Below are 15,954 nucleotides of genomic sequence, written 5' to 3' on the forward strand. Positions count from 1 at the left end.
ATAAGATATAACTTTATATGAGAAATTTTATCTTTTAAGAAAAAAATATATTAAATAAACATATAAATTCCAAATGTCAATAGTTTGTAAAAAGCGAATTCTGAGCTTTTATCAAAAAATAGTTTTTTTGATTGTCGATATAATTAATCATGTAAAATATAATACTTTTTATAATAAAAACTTAATTTAAGATATTTTTAATTAGTTTGAAACAACAATATAACCAAAAAAATCATAATTTTTCAAAAAATATGCGATTGTCATGAAATTTTACTTATACAGTTAAGCAATTTTCTAACGCAGAAATTTTATATAAAGATGTTCAAAAAAATAATGTTAAACAATAATAAAAATTTATGATTATCTATAAGTAGTGGCGGACAGAGAGGGATTTGAACCCTCGAGCCCCGATTAAGAGCTGCACCCTTAGCAGGGGTGTGGTTTCAGCCACTCACCCATCTGTCCATAAAAAGAAATCGCATTATAATTGAACGCCGCTGATATCTTGCTTAAATTTACATTTCACAATTATAGCCCTCAGATAGAGAATCTAAAAACAAAAATTTATAAATTTAGCCCTTCCAAAGCCATCATTTTAGTTTGGCTTTGTCTGGGTGTGGCGTATTTACATAGTAGTAAATCATACGATAAAACATATAAAAACGCCTATCGCTACCGCGACCAAACGCCTTTGTGCACTCGAACATCTTGCTATGATCCGCGCGCCATTTAGTAAAGCGATATCCTTAACCAAGTGCTAGTAGATACGCTTTAGCCGCTCAGCCAACAAGAGGATTTTCTTAAAATCACTCAAATTTAGCTCCTCACTTCGCTTTGATATCATCTTCACGCAACATTTTGTAAAAAAGCTTAGTTAAAAACCACTTCACACAAGTTCAAATTTTAAATTTGCTCCAAAATTCGTTCGCAAATTTCTCTTGGATTTGCATTTTCATAAATCGGCCTGCCAACAACTATAAAGTCACTACCTTCTTGCTTTGCGCTCACTAAGTTTGCTACTCTTTTTTGATCTCCAGCACTCTCACCAAAAGGCCTAACACCAGGGCAAAGAGTGATAAATTTCTCATTTGTAACATCTTTGATGAGCTTGCTTTCAAAAACAGAACAGACCATTCCATCAAGCCCTGCTTCAAAACTCATCTGGCTAAATTTTCTAACGGCTCTTGCGATCGTATCATTATAAACAGCGTCAAACTCGCTCTCACTAAAGCTAGTAAGTGCCGATACTGCGAGCACTAAAGGACGGCTTCCAAGACCAGCTAGCCTATCCATAACTGTCTTCATCGCGCGTTCACCAGCGCTAGCATGCACATTTATCATATCTACGCCGATTTTTGAGACGACTTCAGTCGCATCCGCCATCGTATTTGGGATATCATAGAGCTTTAGATCGAGGAAAATTTTAAAATTTCCAAGTTCTTTTAACTCTTCTATAAATTTTGCCCCATCCCTAAGATAGCTTCTAAGCCCTACTTTTAGCCAAAGATTAAGCCCTTTTAGCTCTCTAGCAAGGGCTAAGTTCTCTTCACGGCTAGCCATATCAAGTGCAACACAGAGCCTCACAAATCGCCCTTTAGCTTATCAAGTACACCGTTTATAAATTTTGGTGCCTGATCACTTCCAAGTTCTTTCGCAAGCTCAATCGCTTCGTTTATGATGACAGCCTTATCAGTTTGGCTAAATTTCATCTCATAGAGCCCAAGTCTAAGGATGGCTAGTTCAGTCGCACCAACCTTACTAAAATCGCCGTCTTTTAGATATGGTTTTAAAATTTCATCTAGTTTTTCTTTATTTGCGAGCACCTCTTTAAAAGTCTGCTGCGCCTCACTTTTTCGCTCGTTTCTTATCTTTTTCTCTTCTAAAAATTCCTCTTCAAATGCAGTAGTTACCGGATTTATCTCGTTTGAGTATAGTAGCGAAACGACGGCCTGCCTAACCTGATGACGAGTCGCCATTTTACGCCTCCAAATTTTTATATAAGCTTAGCATCTCGATTACGCCCGTCATCGCTTCAAAGCCCTTATTTCCAGCCTTTGAGCCCGCTCGCTCGATGGCTTGCTCGATGCTATCTACCGTTAGCACGCCAAAGGTCACCGGTTTGCCGTATTTTAGCGTGACGTTTGCGATGCCCTTGGTGGTCTCGGCGCTAACGTAGTCAAAGTGAGGCGTAGAGCCGCGGATAACCGCTCCCACGCAGCAAACTGCGTCAAATTTACCGCTTGCTAGCGCCTTTTCTAGCGCCATAGGTATCTCAAACGCGCCAGGCACCAAAATGAGGCTCAAATTCGCCTCATCCCCGCCGTGACGCAAAAACGCGTCCCTCGCGCCCTCCACCAGCCTATCGGTGATGATGTGGTTAAATCTAGCGCCCACTATGGCAACCTTCTCGCCGCCTTTTAGAGCCAAATTTCCTTCGATTATTTTCATGATTTTCCTTCGTTAAAATTTATTGCAATTCTAGCGAAAAGTTGTATAAATTATCTATTTCCTTTTTTTCTATTACACTCTGCGCAGAGCATTTGGCAGTTTTCGCGCACAGTTTTGCCACCCTTGCTCCACGGCGTTATGTGATCGGCGTCCATCTGTTCTATTTCAAATTTTTGACCGCAGTGAGGGCAAATTCCGCCTTGTTTTTCGTATATTTCGCGTTTCACCTCATCGTCGAATGCGCGCAAATTTAAAAATTTCTCGTCGCCGCTTAAAACGTATTCGTAAATTCCCGCTTTTTTGCCTACTTCGCTATCTCTCATCAGCTGCAAAATTCGCTCTTCCAATTCCCTGGCGTCAAGCGTCTTGTCTTTAAATTTATTGTAAAGAAAGCCCCATTCCAGCCCCTTCATCTCTTTACGATATTTTATAAATTTTGCCTTTACCCAGTCGATGACGCCGCTAAAATAAAGCCACAGCTCGTCGGCGTTTTGCGCGCCCGTTTGTTTTTGATGAGCCATATATTTTTCTATATCTTCGGCATTTTTCGAGCCCGTTTTCCACATTATCGCTTGCTCCAAAATATCCTGCCGTAGCGGATCGCCTTTTAGATAGTCCTTGCCTTTTTGTGCGGCTAGGCAGTTTCTTTTGCTAAATTTTAACTTCGCATCGCTTAGCCATTCGCAAGTAAATACCGCATTTCTTAGCTCTTGATCGGTTAGTTTTTCGCCGGCTATATTTATAGTTTTAAACCATTCTAGCTTCTCGCTGTCGCTACCCTCGCAAATGTAAATCATAAGCTCATAGTTTAAAAATTTTTCTTTTTTATCATCAGGCATCGTGTGAAAAGCCGTTACGCTACTCGCCCACTCGGCTTTAAACGCCATTTTATCGAGGCTAAAATCCCCATTTACAAAGTCGCAAATACTGATAGTTCTTTGTTGGCCATCAAGCACTTCATATTCGTTTTCGCCGTTTTTTACCCAGTACATCGTATTTAGCGGGAAACCCCAAAGGCAAGTGTTTATCACAGCATCTCGCTGTTTGTCGCCATAGACAAATTCGCGCTGATATTTTGGACGGATATTTAAAGCTCCGCCATAGCCTATAACCTGTCCATTTTCTTCATCTCTGACGTAGCCATTTACTAGTTCTTTTATGGTGATTTTCTTTAACTCAATTTTCACTTTGTCTCCTTTTTGGGCATTTTATTTTTAATCAAAATTCGTGCGTAAATACTTGAATATAATTCACCAGTTTCATAGTCCTTAAAGGCTGGTTTTTTATCAGTTTGTGGATTAAATTTGCGATACAAAGTCCCTTTGGCATTAAATGTAAATTTACCAGTAGGAAGTCCTTTCTTATCTAGAATTTCCATTCTTTTATTGCAAGAAAATTCTATTGAGCCAACAATTCCAAGTGCATTGATCTCAAATTGTTGTGGATTGTATTTATCTAAAAACGTTATGGGCACGCCCATCGCGCCCTCGTAATCCATCGGGATTTCAAGCGTTTTATCGATGTTTATAGCGTCGTAATTATCGTATTTTGGGTATTTTTGCGGATCAAAAGTATAAATAGTTTCTAAAATTTCGTTACGTTTTTTGTGAGGTAAATTTGTAAACCAATTTACACCAGAAACCCTTATCATTCCTTCTATATGATGACTCGCGGTTGCATAGTCTTCGTAGTGTATGTTTATAAAATGCGCTGCACCGCCTTTAAAACCGTATCCTAGCCAAATTTGGTTATCTTTTATGAGTTTAAAAATTTCCTTGTAAGTTATGGCATTTTGATGACCAATAATTACAAACTTTTTATCATATTCAACTAGTTGCGCGACATATTCACGAAATAGCGAAAATGGAGGATTTGTTACTACGATGTCAGATTGTTTAAGAAGTTCTATGCATTCAGCGGAACGAAAATCCCCAGCTGGATAATTTTCATCATGATTTAGTAAATTTGGTTTTAAACGAGCGATAAATTCATCTATTTTCGCTCCGTCATTTAAAATTTCGCCCTTTTCATCCACACCTTCATAGATGAAATAGCTCGATTTCTCAAGCGCGGCGCGCTCGTCTCTCTCTCTCTCTCTCTCTCGAAGCTTCGCCATCAAACAAAGTTGGATTTTTTAAAGCCGAAAACTCTTCTCCGCTTGCATTTTTATAGCAGGTAGTCACAAGTCTTTTAAGCCCAAAAAGATAAAAGTTATAGGCAAAATATTTAAAGAAATTTGACTGCTTAGGATCGTCGCAGTTGCAAAACACAATTTTGTCTTTAAAATGCTCTTTGTAGTGTCTTACTTCATTTTGAATATCATTAAACTGCGTGTAAAATTCATCATTTTTACCGCTTTTAGCCTTATGTAAATTTGCATTTTTACTTTTTGCCATTTTACCTCGATTTTATATTTTTAGGATTTAGCTAGCCGCTCGTTTTAACTTTAAATTATCTTTAACATTACCGCGCTTAGCGTTATTAGCGATAGATAAAAAGCCTTTTGCGCGCTCATTTTTTCGCCGTTAAAAACCACTCCGACGCCCACGGCTCCGACCGCTCCGATACCCGTCCAGATCGCGTACGCTACCGACATCGGCATCGCCTGCATCGCGTAGCTCAAAAGCCAGAGCGAAATGGCGAAATTTGCGACCAAGATCAAAAAATTTGCCGCTTTTTTCACGCCGAAGCTTTTTTGAAATTTGGTTAGAAAAAATACGCCCGAGACCTCACAGCACCCGGCCGCCAAAAGAGCTAAAATATGCGTCAAGATTTTAGCCTTTTTAGCCCCAGTACGCCCGCAACTAGCGTCGCTATGAAAAATAGCCGCAATAAATCCGGCGTCTGACCGCTAGCGCGAAATTCGCTCACGATCTCGACAATTACTACGAAAAACGCTCCAAGCCCTACAAACACGGTGTACGTGATGCTAATAGGCAGGTATTTCATGGCGATTATAAACGACGTGAAGCTAACGCAAACGAGCATCGCCGTGAGCGTGATCTCTGGCGCACCAGCGGCATGCTTTAGCCCATACGCCCAGCCGCACTCGGCGACCGCGCCACCTAACACCCACAAAAAGCCCTTAGTTTGCATCGCCCAGGGCGTCTTTTATCTTAAAAATTTGAGCAATATTTGCGTCTAGCTCGTCCAAATTTAGCATATTTGGCCCGTCGCAAAGCGCCTCGCACGGATTTACGTGCGTCTCATAGAAAAATCCGTCCACGCCCGCAGCTGCCGCGGCTCGCGCTAGATACGGTACAAATTTCGCATCTCCGCCGCTTTTCTCGCCAAGAGCGCTTGGCATTTGTACGCTGTGAGTAGCGTCGAAAATCACGGGTGCAAATTCTCTCATTAGTACCAAATTTCGCATATCTACGACCAAATTTCCATATCCAAATGTGCTGCCTCGCTCGGTTAGCCACACGCCGTTTTGTTTGGCGACCTCGTATCCATCGCCGCTAATGCCCCTTGTTTCTAGTACTTTTTTAACAGAGTGCTTCATCGCGGACGCCGCCAAAAACTGCCCTTTTTTGATATTTACGACCGCTTTTGTTTTAGCCGCAGCGACTAGTAGATCGGTCTGGCGGCACAAAAACGCTGGGATTTGCAGTACGTCGGCCACTTCGGCTACGGGAGCGGCCTGGTAACTCTCGTGGATATCGGTTAAAATTTTAAAACCGAATTCCTTTTTTACCTTGGCTAAAATTTCGCACCCTTTTTCAAGTCCGGGCCCGCGAAACGAGCTTATACTCGTGCGATTTGCCTTGTCAAAGCTTGATTTGAAATAAAAATCTATCCGCTTATCTTCGTTAAATTTAACTAGCCTTTTTGCCACGTCAAAAACGAGCTGCTCGCTCTCGATGACGCAAGGCCCCGCTATTAGTATCATTTTTTCTCCTTTATTTTTCCCTAAATTTTCTAATCCAATCTATCAAAAGCGGTCTATCGTCGTTTGCAGACGTCTCATACCATTGAGAGCAAAGTTTATAGTATATTCCATTTATTAGTATCGGATCCGTATAATAGCGAACTTTTTCATATTCGCCGTCTGCTTTAACTAATGCCGCATAGTTTAGCCCAAGATAATCTTTGCTATATTTTTCACTTTGTAGCCTGCTTATCTCCTCCGCAACCACTCTACCACTTTCTAAAATTTCTCTCATTATGATACGCGCTATTTGTCCGACTTTTAGCTCTGCGTATTCGTCTTGATTATTTTTGTTGTCAATATATTCTTTAGAAAATTGATAAGTATTTGAGGCTATTTTTCGCTTCTCTTTTTCGATTTTTTCAATACTTTTTAGCTCCTTTTTATCAAATAAAGTTAGCATCTGATAAGATCGCATAAAAAGCTCTGCTGTGTCGGCTATATTGCCACTTACTTCCAAAATGGGTTTTAAGACAGAATTTAAAAAGTCATCATTAGCAATTATTCTAAAATCAAACTCGAATCCCATCTCAAGCATTATCTCATTTAGATCAACAAAACAAGGTTGTAAGGCATATAAAATTTGTTTGTTTATTTTTGGAGATGCAAAAACAATATTGGCTTTTTTAACACCAAAATATCCATAAATACACATAGCTGTTCTTATGCATTTTTTTACAACTCTTGCCACCGTTTCATCAAGTCCACCATAATTTAGCCCAGACTCATGAAAAGCAACATCAACTGCATAAATTTCACTAACTCCATCACTCACGCAAACGCCAAGTGCATCACACTCTGCTTGTTGCAAAAGTTGTTTTAATGAGGTGTTTTGTTTATAAATTTTATATCCGTATTTGCTAGAAAAAAGTTCATCTGTTTTTGACATTATATTGTCTAACTCATCTGAAAATTTTAGCTCCCATTTTGGCGAAATTTTCCAGTTAATTTGCACTATTTGGCATTCTTTTACGTGACGAAGCCAGGAGTAAAATAAAGACTCTCCAATTTCTATTTTCATAGCACTGTCCTATTTTTCTCTCACAACTAAAATTCCACTAACTACGACAAGTATGATGCCTACAAGTGCTAGGTGATTTGGTAACGCATCGCCCATAAAATAGCCAATAATAAGTGTAAAAATAACATCCGCGTAGCTAACTGCAGCGATGACGCCAGCCTTTTTACCAACAGCGAACGCCTTTGTCATGTACGACTGAAAAAAATATCCGCTAAGTCCCATTAGCAAGATAAAAACAACGTTATACCAGCTTGGCATGCTAAATTTTGAAAACAAAAAATCAAGTGGCTCGTAGGTGAAAAATTCCGCCAAACCCATGCAAATAAGTGGCAAAAATGATCCCCAAAGCATAAAGCTTAGCACGATAACATTTGTACCGTAGCTCTTGTTTAGCTCCTTTACGCTTGTGTATGCGATCGCCGCACCAAGGCCGCTCCAAACACCGATAATATCAGTCTTGCTTATGCCTAAATTTGGCTGGATAACAAGCAAAATTCCACCAAATCCCAAAAAGACAGCAAACCAGCCAAGTGAGCTTAGACGCTCTTTGAAAATAAAAGCTGCGAGGATGGCTGTAAAGATTGGATTTGTCTTTTGAAATGTAAAAGCTGTGGCCAAATTTACATGAGCGACATTGTAAAAAAAAGCAAAAAGTGCGACCGTGCCCACAAAGCCACGAAACATTAGCAAAAAAAAGTGTCCACCAGCTTGCTTAAATGGAAATCTATAAATGGCATAAATGACGATAAAAAGGCCTATTAAATTTCTAAAAAATACAACTTCGATAGATGGCATATCTTTGCTAAGATACTTTGCAAATGCGCCAGTAACGGCAAACATAAAGCAAGCAAAGAGCATATAAAAAATGCCAAGATGCGAAATATAAAACCTTTTTAACATCACAAGACCTTTAAATTTAAAGTAGCCATTTTAATGAAAAGTGGCTTAAATTTTGGTTGATTTTTTCTTTTATTTTGGCACTTTTAAGGAAATTTTTATACTTTATATAAGTCAAAAATTTGTATAATCAGCCATCACGAAAAGGACAAAATTTGCAAAAAGTAATATTAGTAGGCAAGCCAAATGTCGGCAAAAGCTCACTTTTTAACCGCTTAGCTGGTCGTCGTATCGCTATAACAAGCGATGTTAGCGGCACGACAAGAGATACGAACAAAGCTAAGATCGAGATTGAAGGCAAAGAGTGCATATTAATCGATAGTGGTGGCCTTGATGATAGTAGCGAGCTTTTTAAAAATGTAAAAGCAAAGACCTTGGCAGAGGCTAAAAATTCAGACGCCATTTTATACATGGTCGATGGCAAAATGATGCCAGATGACGAGGATAGAGCCATTTTTTACGAGCTTAGCAAGCTAAATTTACCAATCGCTCTAGTCATCAATAAAATAGACAGCAAAAAAGATGAGCAAAGAGAGTGGGAATTTGTAAGCTTTGGCGCGAAAAATTCCTTTGGAATTTCCGTAAGCCACAACACAGGCATCGATGAGCTTAGCATGTGGCTAGCAAAGCACTTAGAAGATAAAGTGCAGATAAAGGCTGATACGAGCGATGATTTTGATGATTTTTTAGAAAACTATAACGACGAGGGAGAGCTAAGCGACGAGATAGACTATGAGAGCAAAAACATTAGAGTTGGTATCATAGGCCGCGTAAATGTCGGCAAAAGCTCACTTCTAAACGCCCTTGTAAAAGAGAGTCGCGCTGTCGTTAGCGACGTAGCAGGCACTACGATCGATCCAGTAAATGAAATTTATGAGCATGATGGCAGGGTTTTTGAGTTTGTCGATACTGCTGGTATTAGAAAGCGTGGCAAGATCGAGGGCATCGAGAGATACGCGTTAAATAGAACTGAGAAAATTTTAGAAGAGACGGACGTAGCGCTACTTGTGCTTGATAGCTCTGAGCCATTAACTGAGCTTGACGAGCGTATCGCTGGCATCGCTTCAAAATTTGAGCTTGGCGTCATCATCGTGCTAAACAAATGGGACAAAAGTAGCGAAGAATTTGACGAACTCTGCAAAGAGATAAAAGATAGGTTTAAATTCTTAGCATATGCGCCGATTATCAGTGTTTCGGCACTTGGTGGCAAAAGAGTGCATAAAATTTACCCGCTCATAGTTGAAATTTATAAAAACTACACCCAAAAAATCCAAACTTCAAAGCTAAATGAAGTGATCGGCGAAGCGACCAAGGCGCATCCACTGCCACGAGATAAAGGCAGAGTTGTGAAAATTTACTACGCAGTGCAGTTTAAGACCGCACCTATCATGATAGCGCTTATAATGAACCGCCCAAAGTGCCTGCACTTTAGCTACAAACGCTACCTAACAAACAAACTTAGAGAGAGCTTTAATCTAACTGGCGTGCCTATCGTGCTAATCCCTAAAAAACGTGGAGAGAGCGATGAAAACAAAGAATAATAATATCGTTTTGATAGGATTTATGGGAGTTGGCAAGGGCACGACTGCAAGGGCACTAAGCAAGGCACTAAAGACGATGAACCTTGACTGCGACGACTTACTAGAGAGCTCACAAAATATGAAGATAAAAGCCATCTTCGAAGAGTATGGAGAGGAGCATTTTAGGCAGCTTGAAAAAGATCTTGCCAAATTTCTAGCAACAAATGTCAAAAATGCAATCATCTCAACTGGTGGTGGCTTTGCCAAGGTTAAAAATTTAAAGAAAATTGGCACCGTTATCTATCTAAAAGCTAGTTTTGATGCGATCATGCAAAGGCTAAAAAATAGTAAAAATAGCGAGAAAAAACTTGCCAAACGTCCACTTTTAAGTGATCTAAAAAGAGCTGAGGCACTTCATCTGGAGCGAGAAGAGCTTTATGAGAAAAAGGCTGATTACATCGTCGAAGTCGAGGGCAAAACCCCAAAGCAAATCGTAAAAGAGATAAGGATGCTTTTAAAAATTTAGTTGTAAAGTGGCATGAGTGCTGCTTGCAACGATAAATTTCAAGATCAGGCTAGATGGCTATCTGGCGTGGTGTTAAAATTTGAAATGTTTGAAATAAATTTAACATTTTGTAGTTAGAAATTTTAGCGAAGTATCGTGAGATATTTTTTGCTTCACTTTGTTCGCAACGCTAAAGCGATGAGAGTTGTGTGATAAAAATTTTAAGATTAAGTTGGACTAAAAAGTCTAACGTGATGTTAAAATTTAAAAGCTTTTGGTAAAGAATTTTGTTTAGGCAAGGCAAAATTTTGTTTTTTAGCGAAGGCTAGACGCATGGTCTGCTAGTTAAATTTTAAGATTAGATTAGATACAAAAACTCTAATGTAACGTTAGAATTTAAAAAGCATTTTGACGAAGTATCGCGAGATGATTTTGATAGTTGTGTAGAAATTTTAAGCCGAGGCTAGACGCATAGTCTGCCGAAAGCTTAAGATTTAAAATCTCTATCAAAAGCGCTCACGAGAAAAAGCCAAAATTTGAAAGGATAAGATGAGAGTATTAACCGGCCTCCAACCCTCCGGCAAACTACACCTTGGCAACTATTTTGCCTCGATAAAGCAGATGGTTGATATGCAAGAGCAAAATGAGATGTTTATGTTTATAGCGAACTACCACGCGATGACGAGCCTTAGTGAGGCCAAAGCCCTAAAACAAAACACTTTTGAGGCTGCATGTGCGTTTTTGGCACTTGGGATCGATCCAAATAAAAGCATATTTTGGGTGCAAAGTGACGTTAAAGACGTTCTTGAGCTTTACTGGGTGCTAAGCCAGCACACGCCTATGGGCCTACTTGAGCGCGCGCATAGTTACAAAGATAAAGTCGCAAAAGGTCTTAGTTCGCACCACGGACTCTTTAGCTATCCAGTTTTGATGGCAGCTGACATTTTGCTTTATAATGCGCAGATTGTACCCGTGGGCAAAGACCAGATCCAGCACGTAGAAATTGCTCGTGATATCGCGATAAAATTTAACAACGAACATGGAGAAATTTTTACATTGCCTGAGGCGAAGATCGATGAAAATGTAGCTACCGTGCCTGGCACAAATGGCGAAAAGATGAGCAAAAGCTATGGCAATACAATCGACATCTTTGCCGATGCTAAAACGCTTAAAAAGCAAATTTCTAGCATCGTGACAGACGGCACACCGCTTGAAGAGCCAAAACAGTGGCAAAACTGCAACGTCTATAATATCGCCAAACTTTTCTTAGACGAGAGTGGGCAAAAAGAGCTTCAAGCTAGATATGAGCGTGGTGGCGAGGGTCATGGGCACTTTAAAGCTTATCTAAATGAGCTTATTTGGGACTATTTTAAAGATGCGAGAGAGAAATTTGAGCATTATCAAAATAATCCTGACGAAGTGTCTGGAATTTTAGAAATAGGAGCCAAAAAGGCAAGTAATGTTGCTCAAACAACAATAAAAAAAGTTCGTGAAGCAGTCGGAATTTATTAATAAAGGAAAAATATGCAAAATTTATATCCATACGCACAGATAGTTCATCTTTTTTGTGCAATCATCTTTGTTGGTTACCTCTTTTTTGATGTAATCATTTTTAAGGCAGCTTGTAAAAAAATGCCACCTGAGCTTGCTCAAAAGACAAAACAAGCTATCGGTTCAGTTGCTATTAAGATAATGCCACTTTGTATCTTGCTTTTGGTATTAACTGGAGGCATGATGATGAGTAGCTGGGTCGGATCAAAGGCTGGAGGCTACTTTGAGACAAATTTACAAATCATTTTTATGATCAAATTTTTCTTAGCGATGCTAATCGTAGCCGCTGTTATAACAAATTTGAGCTGCAAATTTATATTTAAACGCCCTAGCCCACTTGGCAACATACATCCATTTGCGCTAACAGCGGCAGTTTTTATAGTACTTTTTGCAAAAGTTATGTTTATGGTTTAAGGATATAGGATGATAAATTTAAAACTACTCGAGACAAATTACGATGAATTTGTAAAAAAGCTTGAGGGCAAAAATGTAAAAGCTGGGCTACTTGACGAGCTTTTACAAACTTTTAACGAGCTAAAACAAAAACGTAAAGCACTTGAAAATTTCCAAGCGATCCAAAACGCAAAGAGCAAAGAGCTTGGCATAAAGGCAAGAGCTGGCGAAGATGTAAGCGAGCTTAAAAATGAGCTAAATTTAAATAAAACTGCACTTGCTGATGCTGATGAGATCGTTAAACAATATGAAGAAAAGCTTGAGCAAATTTCATTTAACGTGCCAAATATCACCGATGATGATGTGCCATTTGGTAAGGACGAGGACGATAATGTTTGCATCAAAACGGTGCTTGAGCCGACTAATTTTAGCTTTACACCAAAAGAGCACTGGGAGTTAGGCGAGAGCCTTGGCTGGCTTGACTTTGAAAGGGGTGCAAAGCTCTCAGGATCTCGCTTTACCGTACTTCGCGGCATGGGAGCAAGGCTAAGTAGAGCGCTTGTTAATTACATGATCGACTTTAATAGCTCACGTGGCTTCGAGCTTGTAAATGTCCCTTATCTAGTAAGCTCAAATACACTTTTTGGTACTGGTCAGCTGCCTAAATTTGAAGAAGACCTTTACAAAGTGCGCGACGAGGATCTCTACCTCATCCCAACTAGCGAAGTGCCTGTGACGAATTTATACAATGACACGATCATTGAAGCTGAGCAGTTACCTATAAAGATGACTTGCTACTCAGCATGCTTCCGTCAAGAGGCTGGCTCAGCAGGACGTGACACAAGAGGCATGATCCGCCAGCACCAGTTTGAAAAGGTCGAGCTAGTAAGTATCACAAGACCTGATCAAAGCGAGGGCGTGCTTGCTGAGATGATATCTTGCGCTAGCGACTTGCTAACTAGCCTTGGGCTTCCTCACCGCCATATGCTTCTTTGCAGTGGTGATCTTGGCTTTAGCGCGGCAAAGACGATAGACCTTGAGGTTTGGTTGCCTGGTCAAGGTAAATATAGAGAGATTAGCTCTATTTCCAACACTCGTGATTTTCAAGCAAGGCGTGCAAAAATTCGCTTTAAAGATGGCAAGAAAAATATGCTTGTAAATACGCTAAATGGCTCAAGTCTAGCTGTGGGTAGGACTCTTATTGCTATCATGGAAAACTACCAAAAGGCAGATGGCACTATTGAAATTCCAGAAGTTCTTAAAAGGTATATGTAGTGGCTGAAGAAGAGGTTGTAGTTTTAAAACCACCTGGCGAGCAAGCAGAGCAAGCGCCTGAAGAGGCAAAAGCTGAGGCACCTGAAGAGATTGTCTCGCTTGAGAGTATCGCAAGTGAGGGTGTGCTACAAGATGAGAGCATCCCGGAGCCAATCCCTGTAAAAAAGAGCAATAAAAAGCTCTTTATAATAGCAGGTCTGGTCGCTCTAGTGCTTATCATCTTGATAGTGGTTTTGCTAGTTATCTTGCTAAAGAAAGACAAAAAAGAGAACATAGATACTGCAAGTATCGTAAAAAATATAGAAAATAACTACCAAACGCAAAATTTTGGCGCTTCAAAGATAGATGAAATGATAAATAAAGCCAATCAGCTTTATGAGCGTGGCAATAAATTTGAGGCTCTAAAAATTTATGAAAACGTAGCTGTTTATAACCAGTCACTTTCAAACTACAACCTCGGTGTTTCGCAGATGAAACAAGAAAGATGTGATGAGGCGATCGTATCTTTTAATAAAGCTATAACCGATAGAGAAAACACAGCGGTTAGTGCGATAAATGCTGCTGTTTGCTCACTTGAGCTAAATAACACTAAAAATTTTAACTACTATATAGGACTTGCTGATTCATTTTTGCAGTATGAAAACAACTCGCCACTTTATAGCTATTACTACGCGCTTATAAACTACTATAAAGGCAACTATTACGAGGCGCTTCAAGCACTTTCTCATCCAAATACTACAGATTATAAAAATGAATATGCGTATTTAAGTGCAAAAATTTTATCACTTCTTGGAGATGATGAAAGAGCAATAGCCAAACTTGAGAGCCAAAAGGTATTTAAAGCCGACTTCACACTAGCACAGCTCTATGCAAGACTTGGCAAATACGATAAGGCAAGGGATTATTTAACAAAAGCTTCTAAAAATATGCCAAATATCGATCTTATCAAGATGACTGAGGCGCTAATTGATCTAAAAACTGCTGACTACGGCGACGCGGCTGCATTTATCAAAGATGTTTACGACTACAATGCTTCTTTGCCAAGCAAAATTTATAAGATAAAAACGATACTAAAGCCTGATCTTTTTGATGTCAGCCTAGCTCAGGCACACTTTAGTGATGATATGTTTTTTGATAGAACAAGGCGCTATGAGACCCTTTTCTACTTCGCACCCTACAAGGTCTTTGATGCAAAACAGAGTATCGAGCAGATAAGAAAAGGCGGCGTTAGCGTCTTTTTAGACGATACTTCAGCAGCAAACGACTATCTTAGCCAAAGTGCAGCTGCTTCAAAAGTAAATGCAAAACTTAGCGAAGCTATTGCAAAAGCACTAAGCTACCGCTTAAAGGAAGCAAATAAAGAGTTTGAAGAGCTAGCCAGCACTTATCCCAATCACTCTATCTTACAATACAACCTCGCCCTAAGTTATGCTCAGCTTGGAAATTTTAGCCTTGCTGCAAAACACTTCATAGCAAGCTATCATCAAGATGTTAATAACCATCTTGCAGGTATTTTTGGGGCGATTTGTCTAGATATAAATAGAAATTTAAACCCAAAACTCATTGAAGAGATCGGCGAAAATTTAGAAAATGACAAGAGTTTAAAGCCTGTAAATTTATATGCCTCGCTTCTAAGCCTGGTTAGCGGCAACCAAAGTGCGATGATAAGGTGGCTTGAAGAGCCAAAAGAGCAGACAATGCTAAATTTAGCCTTTGATATCATCATCGCAAAAGTAACAAACAATGATGAGCTAATGGCAAAGAAAGCTGATGAACTACTAAAAATTTTGCCAAATGATATTATTGCAAATATCTTAAATTTCATCTCGAAAAACAAAGAGCAAAATGTCAAAGAGTATGCAAAAGCGATACAAATTCACTTTAATGGCAAGCAGCTTGATTCAAACGCTTTCTATCACGGTGCTGATATCATCAAAAAACAATACATCAAGCTACTTCAAATTTCGGGCTTACTTACAAGAGAGCGTGATAAGTTAAGAGCTGAGCTAAAAAATGCTCCAAAGAATATAAATTTAATCCAAACTCTAGCCTATGTCGATATCTTTACAAACGATTTTGAAGAAAGTTATAAACTTTACAATCAGGCAATCGATGAGTTTAAAGTAAATGACGCTAGCACATTATTTTTAGCATCTGTGGCTGCAACAGGAGCTGGAAAAGTATCAAACGCGATCGCGCTTTTAGAGCTAACAAAACTAAATGATGCTAGTGCTATCGAAAATAGAATAGCTCTTGGCCTAATGTATCAGCAGATAGATAATATAAAAGCAGCTCTTATACAATACAGCAAAATAGGAAATGTTGAATATGAAAGCGAATTTTACGACTTTGAGATAGATAATGAGTAATAAAATTTAACTAGGCCTTGACCTAGTTAAATCCATGTTATAAG

The 15,954-nt window shown here is 39.3% G+C and carries 17 protein-coding genes and 1 tRNA gene; 6 read left to right on the plus strand and 12 right to left on the minus strand.

Going from position 1 to position 15,954, the window contains the following annotated elements:
- Nucleotides 1-374: 374 nt before the first annotated feature.
- From FZ940_RS07945 to FZ940_RS08005, 12 genes are all read right to left on the minus strand, one after another.
- Nucleotides 375-465, minus strand: a tRNA-Ser gene (locus FZ940_RS07945).
- Nucleotides 466-903: 438 nt separating this feature from the next.
- Complete coding sequence (pyrF, locus tag FZ940_RS07955) at nucleotides 904-1,584, minus strand: orotidine-5'-phosphate decarboxylase (RefSeq protein WP_148822170.1); 681 nt, start codon at nucleotides 1,582-1,584, stop codon at nucleotides 904-906.
- On the minus strand, nucleotides 1,581-1,976 hold the full coding sequence (gene nusB, locus FZ940_RS07960) for a transcription antitermination factor NusB (protein ID WP_148822171.1): 396 nt from the start codon (nucleotides 1,974-1,976) through the stop codon (nucleotides 1,581-1,583). Before nusB ends, pyrF begins: the two co-directional genes overlap by 4 nt.
- 1 nt (nucleotide 1,977) lies before the next feature.
- Complete coding sequence (gene ribH / locus FZ940_RS07965; RefSeq protein WP_021090940.1) at nucleotides 1,978-2,448, minus strand: 6,7-dimethyl-8-ribityllumazine synthase; 471 nt, start codon at nucleotides 2,446-2,448, stop codon at nucleotides 1,978-1,980.
- Nucleotides 2,449-2,498: 50 nt separating this feature from the next.
- Nucleotides 2,499-3,635, minus strand: a complete 1,137-nt coding sequence (locus tag FZ940_RS07970) for a GmrSD restriction endonuclease domain-containing protein (protein WP_148822172.1) — start codon at nucleotides 3,633-3,635, stop codon at nucleotides 2,499-2,501.
- Nucleotides 3,632-4,564: an adenine-specific methyltransferase EcoRI family protein gene (locus FZ940_RS07975; RefSeq protein WP_148822173.1), complete on the minus strand. Its 933-nt coding sequence runs from the start codon at nucleotides 4,562-4,564 to the stop codon at nucleotides 3,632-3,634. Before FZ940_RS07975 ends, FZ940_RS07970 begins: the two co-directional genes overlap by 4 nt.
- On the minus strand, nucleotides 4,512-4,844 hold the full coding sequence (locus FZ940_RS07980) for an adenine-specific methyltransferase EcoRI family protein (RefSeq protein WP_148822174.1): 333 nt from the start codon (nucleotides 4,842-4,844) through the stop codon (nucleotides 4,512-4,514). Before FZ940_RS07980 ends, FZ940_RS07975 begins: the two co-directional genes overlap by 53 nt.
- 50 nt (nucleotides 4,845-4,894) lie before the next feature.
- Nucleotides 4,895-5,218: a DMT family transporter gene (locus tag FZ940_RS07985; RefSeq protein WP_148822175.1), complete on the minus strand. Its 324-nt coding sequence runs from the start codon at nucleotides 5,216-5,218 to the stop codon at nucleotides 4,895-4,897.
- Complete coding sequence (locus tag FZ940_RS07990; protein WP_148822176.1) at nucleotides 5,215-5,544, minus strand: DMT family transporter; 330 nt, start codon at nucleotides 5,542-5,544, stop codon at nucleotides 5,215-5,217. The genes FZ940_RS07985 and FZ940_RS07990 overlap by 4 nt, the downstream gene beginning before the upstream one ends.
- Nucleotides 5,534-6,340, minus strand: coding sequence for a 3-deoxy-8-phosphooctulonate synthase (kdsA, locus tag FZ940_RS07995; protein ID WP_148822177.1), 807 nt, complete (start codon nucleotides 6,338-6,340; stop codon nucleotides 5,534-5,536). Before kdsA ends, FZ940_RS07990 begins: the two co-directional genes overlap by 11 nt.
- Nucleotides 6,341-6,350: 10 nt before the next feature.
- The gene (locus FZ940_RS08000) at nucleotides 6,351-7,400 is read right to left on the minus strand and encodes a hypothetical protein (RefSeq protein ID WP_148822178.1); all 1,050 of its coding nucleotides are present in this window, start codon (nucleotides 7,398-7,400) and stop codon (nucleotides 6,351-6,353) included.
- Nucleotides 7,401-7,409: 9 nt separating this feature from the next.
- Nucleotides 7,410-8,300 (minus strand): DMT family transporter, encoded by an 891-nt coding sequence (locus FZ940_RS08005; protein ID WP_054196153.1) that lies wholly within the window; start codon nucleotides 8,298-8,300, stop codon nucleotides 7,410-7,412.
- A gap of 152 nt (nucleotides 8,301-8,452) precedes the next feature.
- On the opposite strand from FZ940_RS08005, the gene der reads away from it, so the two are divergent.
- The 6 genes from der to FZ940_RS08035 all read left to right on the plus strand — a co-directional run bounded on the left by der (nucleotide 8,453) and on the right by FZ940_RS08035 (nucleotide 15,910).
- Entirely contained in the window at nucleotides 8,453-9,838 is a 1,386-nt protein-coding gene (der, locus tag FZ940_RS08010; protein ID WP_148822179.1) for a ribosome biogenesis GTPase Der, read from the plus strand.
- On the plus strand, nucleotides 9,822-10,343 hold the full coding sequence (locus FZ940_RS08015; protein WP_054196151.1) for a shikimate kinase: 522 nt from the start codon (nucleotides 9,822-9,824) through the stop codon (nucleotides 10,341-10,343). The genes der and FZ940_RS08015 overlap by 17 nt, the downstream gene beginning before the upstream one ends.
- 528 nt (nucleotides 10,344-10,871) lie before the next feature.
- On the plus strand, nucleotides 10,872-11,834 hold the full coding sequence (gene trpS / locus FZ940_RS08020; protein WP_072593877.1) for a tryptophan--tRNA ligase: 963 nt from the start codon (nucleotides 10,872-10,874) through the stop codon (nucleotides 11,832-11,834).
- A gap of 12 nt (nucleotides 11,835-11,846) precedes the next feature.
- A complete protein-coding gene (locus tag FZ940_RS08025) occupies nucleotides 11,847-12,287 on the plus strand; it encodes a copper resistance protein CopD (RefSeq protein ID WP_148822180.1) in 441 nt (146 codons plus the stop codon).
- Nucleotides 12,288-12,296: 9 nt separating this feature from the next.
- Nucleotides 12,297-13,541, plus strand: coding sequence for a serine--tRNA ligase (serS, locus tag FZ940_RS08030; RefSeq protein ID WP_148822181.1), 1,245 nt, complete (start codon nucleotides 12,297-12,299; stop codon nucleotides 13,539-13,541).
- Complete coding sequence (locus FZ940_RS08035) at nucleotides 13,541-15,910, plus strand: tetratricopeptide repeat protein (RefSeq protein WP_148822182.1); 2,370 nt, start codon at nucleotides 13,541-13,543, stop codon at nucleotides 15,908-15,910. Before serS ends, FZ940_RS08035 begins: the two co-directional genes overlap by 1 nt.
- The last annotated feature ends 44 nt before the right edge of the window (nucleotides 15,911-15,954 follow it).

Origin of the sequence: Campylobacter concisus, assembly GCF_902460415.1 — a bacterium.
GTDB lineage: Bacteria > Campylobacterota > Campylobacteria > Campylobacterales > Campylobacteraceae > Campylobacter_A > Campylobacter_A concisus_Y.